The sequence below is a fragment of the Thermoflexibacter ruber genome (assembly GCF_900113045.1).
Taxonomy (GTDB): Bacteria; Bacteroidota; Bacteroidia; order Cytophagales; family Thermoflexibacteraceae; genus Thermoflexibacter; species Thermoflexibacter ruber.
In genome coordinates, this window is the sequence record NZ_FONY01000079.1 from 1 (window position 1) to 8,952 (window position 8,952).

An 8,952-nucleotide genomic window follows, 5' to 3' on the forward strand; every position below is an offset into this window, starting at 1 on the left:
GCCTGATATATGATAATAAATCACAATTGCCATGATTTCTGAACAAGACATTTTTTCTTGTGGTACAACTTGTCCTTGACTTAATTGATACTGTTCAAATTTTTTAGCAAAGTCATCACAAGTAATGTAAATTTCTATTAGTTTTGTTGTGTTCAATATTAAGTACATAGTATTCTTTGATTAGTGTAATTTTCAAATATACTATATTTATTAATATTGAACATTTTTTATCATAAAAAATTGACTTTTAAACAATTACCTCAATAACTCACGTTTTATATGGTTGCATAATAGCTTTTACACCCAATAAATATCGAGTTCCTACACTGGTTTCATGCTCGGCAATGATACTAAATCCTGTTATACTTTAAAATTGTCATGGTCATGAATAAATACGTTTTATTTTGAATAAATGATAAAATTCCCAAACTTATTTTTCCCAAACTCTTTAAGCCATGCTTGTTTTTCTTTGCTTAGTTTCTCTTCTAACTCTTTCAAAGGCAAAATGGCAATACATTTTATTTTAGCACTATCTCTATTAAAATCAAAGAGTTGTTTTTCAAAAACTTTTGATAGCACTACTTTGTTGCTCTCAGCTATTTCTATCGGCACATTAGCATTAGGAATCGTATAAAGTTGCAAGTAAATATTTTTTCTTTGATAGAGAGAAGACTGCATAAAGCGGTAAAAAGAGTGCGTCCATTCATTGAACTGCACTGGCTCACTTACCAATAAAACTGCTGACTCTTCGGTAGTTACTGACTTGATAAAGTGTAAGAACGATTGTGTATCTGTGCCTTCTGTCGCAAAATCTTGTCCTTTGAAGTACGCTTTGCCAAAAGGGAAATACAGACCCAATAAGCCCAATACACAAAAAGTTATTTTTAAATATTTCTTAATAAACTCTTGCTTACCAATAAGTTGTAATAGTCCAGCAGCAAAAAAGCCCAAACCTACCGTAGCAGGAATTAAGTATCGCTCATACAAATCGGTACGAGAATATAGCACAAATTGCGGTACTAAAACGAGTAAAGTGAAAATAAGTATAGGCAAAAAACTTTGGGAGATAGACCCCAGTTTTTTTTTGGCATGGCTCAAATCATCAGAAATAGTAAAGGCAAGTATGCCCAAGAAAACAATGAATAAAATATGTAACTGATTAAAAGTAAGTACTTTATTGAGCATATAAAGTAAGATAGTATTCCTAAAACTACTATCCTCTACATTGCTGACATTAAAAATACTCCCTTGGGCGTTAGTTTTTGCTTGGATAAAATAGATTTCTGCAAGAGCAACACCCCCTAAAAATAAGATAAGCGCCAAACTGCTTTTCACTGCTCTCTGCCAATTTTCATGTTTTTCTACCCACATCTTCCAAAAAAGCAAGGCAGGAATAAGTAAAATAAAAGATTCCTTACTCAAAGATGCCAAGATAGCAAAACATAAAAATAAAAATGATGACCAAGAAATTAACTTGCTTGCTTGAGCATTGGAAGCAAAATATAAGGAAAGAGCAGTAAAAAACATTCCCAAGGTTTCTGCCGTACCCAATCTCCACCATACTGCGGTCTGCTCGCCTATGAAGGCAAACAAAGGAAATAAAAAAGACTCCAAAATAGAGAATCCTACCTTTCTCAAAGCCAAATACAAAAAGAAAGAAGTCAGTATCCCCAAAAAGCAGTAATACGTTGTCCATGCGACTTGGTTTGTTCCGATGAGGCTCGTTATTAAGATTCTATGTGCGTAATAGGTAGGTCGGAAGCGGGTGACAAGGTCTATTTTTACCTGTTCTTCTATCAGGGAAAAGGCACTCTGCTTTTTTAATAAATCATTAAAAAGCACAATTTCATGATCATCAGTCAGATGAAAACCCGAAGTCAAAACACCTGTTAGTTGAAAAATTCCCCCCCAAAGCAAAGCCAATAAAACCAATACTATCCATTTCTCTGCCTTGTGCGAAGTAGAGCTAAAAAATATATTTTCAAGAAGTTTCATGTTATTTTTTGGCTATTTTAGCACGAATTAAAGAAATTTTAACAACTTTCGCACTAAATTCGTGATTATTTGAGGCAAATGTTTTGGATTTGTAGTAGAAAAATAAAAGCATAATGAATATTAATTGTATTGATTCCTATAAATGACAAATTTATATGCTGACCTTAGACAACTTTGAAGAAACGATTAATAGGGAAATCCTGAATAGAGGACGGCAGTATTTTCTCAGCCAATCCGTCGTCCACTTAGAAGAAATTGCTGATAATCATTGGCAGGCAGAAGTAGATAAGCTGATAGACGAAGGCAATGCTTTTGCTCAAAAAGGTAAGTTTGCAGAGGCAATGCTCATCGGGCAGTTGGTAGTTTCCGAACTGATAGAGGTCATAGGAGATAGCGATGATTCCTCTGGGTCTTTGGGTGGGACGATTGATGGTGCAATAGAACTATTAGCAGATATAGGGGCTTCTGAGGAGGTAAGTTTTTCTTTAAAAGTCCAATTATTTGATTTTTTGGAAAAGGAAGCCATGAAAAAAAGCTATTATGATTATGGAGATTTTGGTCATGGCTTGCTTGATGTCGCCCAAGATGTGGCAATGCAAATAGGAGAAACGGCGCGTTTTATAAAATTGACAGACAGAATCCCTCCTTTATTTTCAGGTTTTTCTTTTGATTTTTATAAAGAAGAACTCTTGGTTCGCAAAATAGCAATCTTAGAAAAATTAGGGCAAACTGAGGAAATCCAGCACCTTATCAATGCAAACATGGATTTAGTTAGCTTGCGAAAGCAAACAGTACAGCAAGCTATTGATAAAAAAGACTATGCGAAAGCCAAACAACTCATTCAAGAGGGAATCCAAATTGCTGAGTCTAAGAAACACCCTGGCACAGTAGCGGGTTGGGAAAAGGAACTCCTTGCGATAGCTGTTTTAGAGAAAGATTTAGCAACTGTACACTTTTACACTAAAAAATTTGCTTTTGAGCGTGGCAACCTTGATGTAAACTATTATAGGCAATGGAAAGGCACTTTTTCTGAAAAAGAGTGGGAAGAGGAACTGCAAAAAATAATAATAGGCGTGTATAAAGAGGCAGAAGCAAATGAAAACAATAAAAGAAATATATGGTTCAATGCCAAAGATTTTACTTTTGACAAACTCGCCCCTATCTTTATAGAGGAGCAGATGTGGGATAGACTTTTAGAGCTAACCAAGCATACAGCCTCTTTCAATACCTTACACAGGGTACATGAGCATTTGGTAAAACGCTACCCTAAGGAAGTTTTGGATATGTATATGCCTATACCCCGCAAAAAAAGCATAGATTTGAACGGCAGGAGAGAATACCAAGATTTTACTCGCCTATTGCAAAGGCTAAAAAAAGACATTCCTGATGGCAAGCAAGAGATTGATAATTTGGTTACTGAACTCAAGGTCAAGTATGCGAAGCGACCTGCAATGATAGAAGAACTAAACAACATAAAATAAAGGAAAATGCTCTCTGGAATTGCTCTATTAGCAGTCATTTTGCTGGCAGTCATATTTATCATTGTTACTGCCTCTGTATTCAAACTGCACCCGTTTTTATCCCTGCTTTTGGCTACCTTGCTGACAGGATTGGCGGTGGGAGTACCCCTCAAACAAATTTTAGAAGCTGTTAATCAAGGTTTTGGAAACTTATTGGGAAGTATTGGTTTAGTGGTAGTTTTGGGGAGCATGATAGGTATAGTCTTAGAAAAATCGGGTGCCGCCCTGCAAATAGCCAACTTGGTCATTGCCTTCGTGGGGAAACATAAGCCTGTATGGGCAATGGGCATCATTGGCAGCATAGTAGCTATTCCTGTATTTTGTGATTCTGCTTTTATTATTTTATCGGGCGTGGCAAAGGCTTTAGCAAAAAAAACAGGGAAAAAGGAAAAACTTTTCTCCCCTTGCCCTATCTTTGGCGGGAGGACTTTATACCACTCACGTATTAGTTCCACCTACACCTGGTCCTTTGGCTTGTGCAGGTAATTTGGGTTTATCTGAGCATATAGGACTGGTAATTTTGCTGGGTTTAGCAGTAAGTATTCCTTCTACTTTCGTAGCGATTATTTTTGCTAATAAAATAAATAAAAATATTGAAAATCAAGCTAATGTAGAAGAAGATAAAGAAGTACAACGCTTACCTTCTCCTTTTCTTTCAGTACTTCCTATTTTTCTACCTATTATTCTAATTGCTTTTGCCTCTTTTATTCTCTTATTTCAATTTTCTGAAAATACTAAAAACCTTATTCAATTCATTGGTAGTCCACTGATTGCCTTGTGTTTAGGCTTATTTGCATCTTTTTTTTTAGTACCTAAGTGGGATAAAAGTTTTTTAAATGACCTCATGGGTAAAGGCATTACTCAGGCAGGTACAATATTGATTTTGACGGGGGCGGGAGGCGCATTTGGGGCTTTGCTCAAAGCTACCCCTGTTGCCCAAATGGTCAATGATTGGGTGGCAGATAGCCAAGTAAGCGGAGTTTGGTTATTGGTTGTAGGTTTTCTGATAGCAGCATTGCTTAAAACGGCACAAGGTTCTTCTACTTCTGCCTTAGTCATTACCTCCTCTATGCTTGCGCCTCTCTTACAAACGGTTGGCTTAGATTCACCTGTTGAAATTTCGCTCTTGGTGATGGCGATAGGTGGCGGGGCAATGACCGTTTCCCATGCCAACGACTCCTACTTTTGGGTAGTATCCCAATTTGGGCATTTCTCACTCAAAGAGGCTTACAGAAGCCTGACTTTGATGAGTTTTTTGCAAGGTTTGGCGGTGCTTTTAAGTGCAGTGGTTTTGTTTATCTTGGTGAGAAATTAATGTCTTTATAAACAAAAATTGCCCTTGCTTGTTGTAGCTCAGGCAATTACCAATATCCAATCTAAATTACTATTTTACTTTTTCAAACCAATTTCTGCCAAACGCTGGTTCAAGAACTCGCCTGCGGTAATGTCTTCGTATTGCTTAGGATTGTCAGGCGTAATGCAGTTAGGCAAGCAAGCCAAACTCATTTCTGAGCGTGGGTGCATAAAAAATGGAATAGAGAAACGAGGAGTTTTCAACTTTTCGGCAGGAGGATTGACTACTCGGTGAATGGTAGATTTCAAGACATTATTAGTCAATCTTTCTAACATATCTCCCACATTTACCACGATTTGCTCAGGAAGAGCGGTAATTGGAATCCACTTGTTATCCCTACGCAATACTTGCAAGCCTTCCGCACTTGCCCCCATAAGCAGGGTAATCAAGTTTATATCACCATGAGCGGCAGCACGTACTGCATCAGGAGGTAGTAACTCTGGCTGTTCTATGGGGTAGTAGTGGATAGCCCTTAGAATACTATTGCCATATTTTACTTTTTCGTCAAAATAGTTTTCCTCTAAACCTAAGAAAAGGGCAGCGGCTCTCAAAATTTGAATACCTGCATTTTCCAATGTACGGTAGGCTTCTAAGGCAGAAGGCTCAAAGTCAGGGACTTCGTTAGGGAAAATATTATCAGGATAAGTTTCAGTAAGTTTGACATTTTCAGGAACGGTTTGCCCAATGTGGTAAAACTCCTTCAAGTCGGGGGTAGAGCGTCCTTTGGCGTGTTCTTTGTTTTTGCTTATGTACCCTCTTTGTCCTGCTAAAGTAGGATTTTCATATTTTTGCTTGGTAGCGTCGGGAAGTGAAAAGAAATTTTTTACATTGTTATACAGTCTTTCCGTTAATTCATCACTCAATCCATGATTTTTAATAGCAACAAAGCCAATATTTTGCCACGCTTCACCTAATTTCTGAACAAAATTGGCTTTTCTTTGTGGGTCGTTAGAGGTAAAATCCGCCAAATCTAATGAAGGGATTTCATCGTACAGTATTTCTTTCATATATTTAATGATTTTTAGCATGAATATTTTGCACAAATATAATATCTTTACCCCATATTAACATTTTAAGAAACAAAATATGTGGAGTACCTCTACGTGGCAGCACCTTCGCCTCCCTTTTTCCTTTTTTCTACTTCCTATTTATTTATTTGCTCTCAGCGTTTCTCCCCAAATAGACTGGGGAAAAGCATCTTTAGCTTTTATTGCTTTACACCTATTTATTTATCCTGCAAGCAATGGTTTTAACTCTTATTACGATAAAGATGAAAAAAGCATTGGAGGCGTAGAAAAGCCGCTACCTGTTTCCAATGAGTTGCTCAATGCTTCTTTGATTTTTGATTTAATAGGGCTAAATATTGGATTTTTAGCAGGCTGGGAGTTTGCTTTGGCTTTATTCATTTACGGTTTAGCCTCCAAAGGATACAGCCATCCTGCGATTCGTTTGAAAAAATACCCAATCATTAGCTTGCTGACCATTGCTTTTTTCCAAGGAGCGTTTACTTTTTTAGCTACTTATCAGGTTGTCAATCAAGTTCCTATTAAGCAACTTACCGAAAATCCTATCTTGCTTCCTGCCTGTTTGAGTTCACTTATGCTTTTGGGTTCTTATCCTATGACCCAAATCTATCAACATGAGGAAGATAGTAAGCGAGGTGATAAAACGATGAGTTTGTTGCTTGGCATTCAAGGTACGTTTATTTATACGATTAGCGTTTTTGGCTTGGCTACGGCAGGATTTGCTTATTTTTACTACACTTACTTTTCCTTACTAAGTGCAATTTCATTTCTTGTTGCCCTCTCTCCCGTACTACTTTTCTTTTTCTCATGGTTTTTGAAAACCTTAAAAAATGAGCAGGAAGCTAATTTCAAAAATACAATGCGACTGAACATGATTTCTGCAATTTGTTTGAATGTATTTTATATTATTTTTTATTTTTGTGTGCAATATTGAATCCTACAAGCTAAAATCTCAATGTTTTAATAGAATTTGAACCAAATGTGAATTTTTATCAAAAAAATTAAACAAAAATAAAAACTTGCTTTATTCCCTTGTATTTATTTTGAATAATTCACAATTTTGTTTAGCATTGGATTTCTAAAATACCTAAAAAATTTTCTTTCTTACTTTTCAAAACCAAAACAGCTTTTATTCTAACTTTTACACGACTAATTGACCATGACTACTTTAATGATTATCATCTTCGTCGTTGGCTATTTAGCTATCGCACTCGAACATCCTCTTAATTTAAACAAAACTGCTCCTGCGATGCTTGCGGCTGTATTTTGTTGGACGGTATACGCCTTATACTCGCCAGATAGCCATGAAGTTACTCATCATTTACGAGAGCATCTGGGCGAAGTATCAGAAATTTTGTTCTTTTTGATGGGTGCTATGACGATAGTAGAGCTAATAGACGCTCATCACGGTTTTCGATTTGTTACGGACCGCATCAAAGCCAAAAATAAGGTTTCTCTTTTATGGATTTTATCTTTCGTAACCTTCTTTTTATCAGCCATTTTAGACAATCTAACCACTTCTATTGTTATGGTTTCTTTGTTAAGAAAGTTGGTTCATAACGATACAGAAAGAAAGTTTTTCGCAGGCATGGTAATCATTGCAGCGAATGCTGGTGGGGCATGGTCGCCTATCGGTGATGTTACAACTACTATGTTATGGATTGAGGAACGCATCACTACTTTGGCAATTATTAAAATGACTTTTATTCCAAGTGTAGTTTGTACAGTAGTACCTTTGATATTTGCTTCTATGAGTCTAAAAGGGAAAATAGAAGAACCTAAAAATACACACTCAGAAGAATCGCATCAAGGCGGTCTAATTATGCTTTTAGTAGGTGTGGGCGGTTTGATTTTTGTGCCTGCCTTCAAGACCATTACGCACCTGCCTCCTTATGTAGGTATTCTACTTGCCCTTGGTGTTTTGTGGACGGTTTCGGAAATTATAGATAGCAAAGCTGATGAATTAGTAAAGAAAAAACTTTCTCCGATTGCGGCCCTTTCTCGTATAGACACGGCAAGTATTTTATTCTTTTTAGGGATTTTATTAGCTATTGGTTCTCTGCAAGTTACAGGGGTTCTTACCAACTTAGCTCAATGGTTAGATGACAATATTGGACATCAGGATATGATAGTCATGGCTATTGGCGCAGCCTCTGCAATTGTGGATAACGTACCTTTGGTAGCAGCGGCGATAGGCATGTATAGCCCTGAGGTTTATCCTACCGACCACAAATTGTGGGAGTTCATGGCTTACTGTGCAGGAACGGGAGGGAGTATGCTCATTATTGGCTCTGCGGCTGGGGTAGCAGTAATGGGTATGGAAAAAATAGAATTCATGTGGTACATGAGAAAATTAGGTTGGTTAGCAGCTGTAGGCTATTTTGCAGGTGCAGGGACTTATCTACTTATGTATATGCTCGCTCATTAAGTTTTCTATCTCAACACCTATAAGAGTTTTTTGTATAAAATGGACATGCTTTTTGATGTATGCTCTTATAGGTGTTGCAAAACACCTCAGATTTGTAATAAAGAAACCATTTTTCCTTTAGCAATCATAGTTGCCGCATTTTTCTGGGCAAGTACTTGACTGATAGCCGCTTTTACTGTATTTGCGTCTTTGTACGTAGCTAATTGACTCTGTCCAATTTTACGAATTTCAGAAGCTACTGATGTATTTACATGAATTGTACGCATTGCTTCTATGATATTATTAACGTGAGTTATTGAGGTAATTGTTTAAAAGTCAATTTTTTATGATAAAAAATGTTCAATATTAATAAATATAGTATATTTGAAAATTACACTAATCAAAGAATACTATGTACTTAATATTGAACACAACAAAACTAATAGAAATTTACATTACTTGTGATGACTTTGCTAAAAAATTTGAACAGTATCAATTAAGTCAAGGACAAGTTGTACCACAAGAAAAAATGTCTTGTTCAGAAATCATGGCAATTGTGATTTATTATCATATATCAGGCATGAAATGTTTCAAATATTACTATCAAAGTATTATTAAAGGCTATCTAAAATCTTATTTTCCAAACAGTTA

Annotated in this window: 8 protein-coding genes and 1 pseudogene; 6 read left to right on the top strand and 3 right to left on the bottom strand. The window is 36.4% G+C overall.

Features of this window, described 5'->3' with window-relative positions; genetic code table 11:
* Positions 1 to 399: 399 nt before the first annotated feature.
* Positions 400 to 1,995 (bottom strand): dolichyl-phosphate-mannose--protein mannosyltransferase, encoded by a 1,596-nt coding sequence (locus BM141_RS21635; RefSeq protein WP_091549527.1) that lies wholly within the window; start codon positions 1,993 to 1,995, stop codon positions 400 to 402.
* A gap of 155 nt (positions 1,996 to 2,150) precedes the next feature.
* Here BM141_RS21635 and BM141_RS21640 point away from each other — a divergent pair, with 155 nt between their 5' ends.
* Genes BM141_RS21640 through BM141_RS21650 form a run of 3 tightly spaced genes read left to right on the top strand, consistent with a single transcriptional unit; the run spans position 2,151 to position 4,830 of the window.
* Entirely contained in the window at positions 2,151 to 3,476 is a 1,326-nt protein-coding gene (locus tag BM141_RS21640; protein WP_091549528.1) for a hypothetical protein, read from the top strand.
* Positions 3,477 to 3,482: 6 nt separating this feature from the next.
* Entirely contained in the window at positions 3,483 to 4,001 is a 519-nt protein-coding gene (locus BM141_RS23705) for a GntT/GntP/DsdX family permease (RefSeq protein WP_091549529.1), read from the top strand.
* Positions 3,931 to 4,830: a GntP family permease gene (locus tag BM141_RS21650; RefSeq protein ID WP_091549530.1), complete on the top strand. Its 900-nt coding sequence runs from the start codon at positions 3,931 to 3,933 to the stop codon at positions 4,828 to 4,830. The genes BM141_RS23705 and BM141_RS21650 overlap by 71 nt, the downstream gene beginning before the upstream one ends.
* A gap of 74 nt (positions 4,831 to 4,904) precedes the next feature.
* Here the strand turns inward: BM141_RS21650 and BM141_RS21655 are convergent, their stop codons facing one another.
* Positions 4,905 to 5,876 (bottom strand): isopenicillin N synthase family dioxygenase, encoded by a 972-nt coding sequence (locus BM141_RS21655; protein WP_091549531.1) that lies wholly within the window; start codon positions 5,874 to 5,876, stop codon positions 4,905 to 4,907.
* Between the two features lie 79 nt (positions 5,877 to 5,955).
* Here BM141_RS21655 and BM141_RS21660 point away from each other — a divergent pair, with 79 nt between their 5' ends.
* Entirely contained in the window at positions 5,956 to 6,828 is an 873-nt protein-coding gene (locus BM141_RS21660; RefSeq protein WP_091549532.1) for a UbiA family prenyltransferase, read from the top strand.
* Between the two features lie 225 nt (positions 6,829 to 7,053).
* Complete coding sequence (gene nhaD, locus BM141_RS21665; protein WP_091549533.1) at positions 7,054 to 8,322, top strand: sodium:proton antiporter NhaD; 1,269 nt, start codon at positions 7,054 to 7,056, stop codon at positions 8,320 to 8,322.
* 86 nt (positions 8,323 to 8,408) lie between these two features.
* Here nhaD and BM141_RS21670 read toward each other — a convergent pair whose 3' ends face one another.
* Positions 8,409 to 8,588 carry a hypothetical protein gene (locus tag BM141_RS21670; protein WP_091549534.1) on the bottom strand — a complete coding sequence of 60 codons (180 nt, stop codon included), beginning with the start codon at positions 8,586 to 8,588 and terminating at the stop codon, positions 8,409 to 8,411.
* A gap of 125 nt (positions 8,589 to 8,713) precedes the next feature.
* Here BM141_RS21670 and BM141_RS23300 point away from each other — a divergent pair.
* A pseudogene (locus tag BM141_RS23300) lies at positions 8,714 to 8,952 on the top strand (IS982 family transposase); the annotation flags it as partial.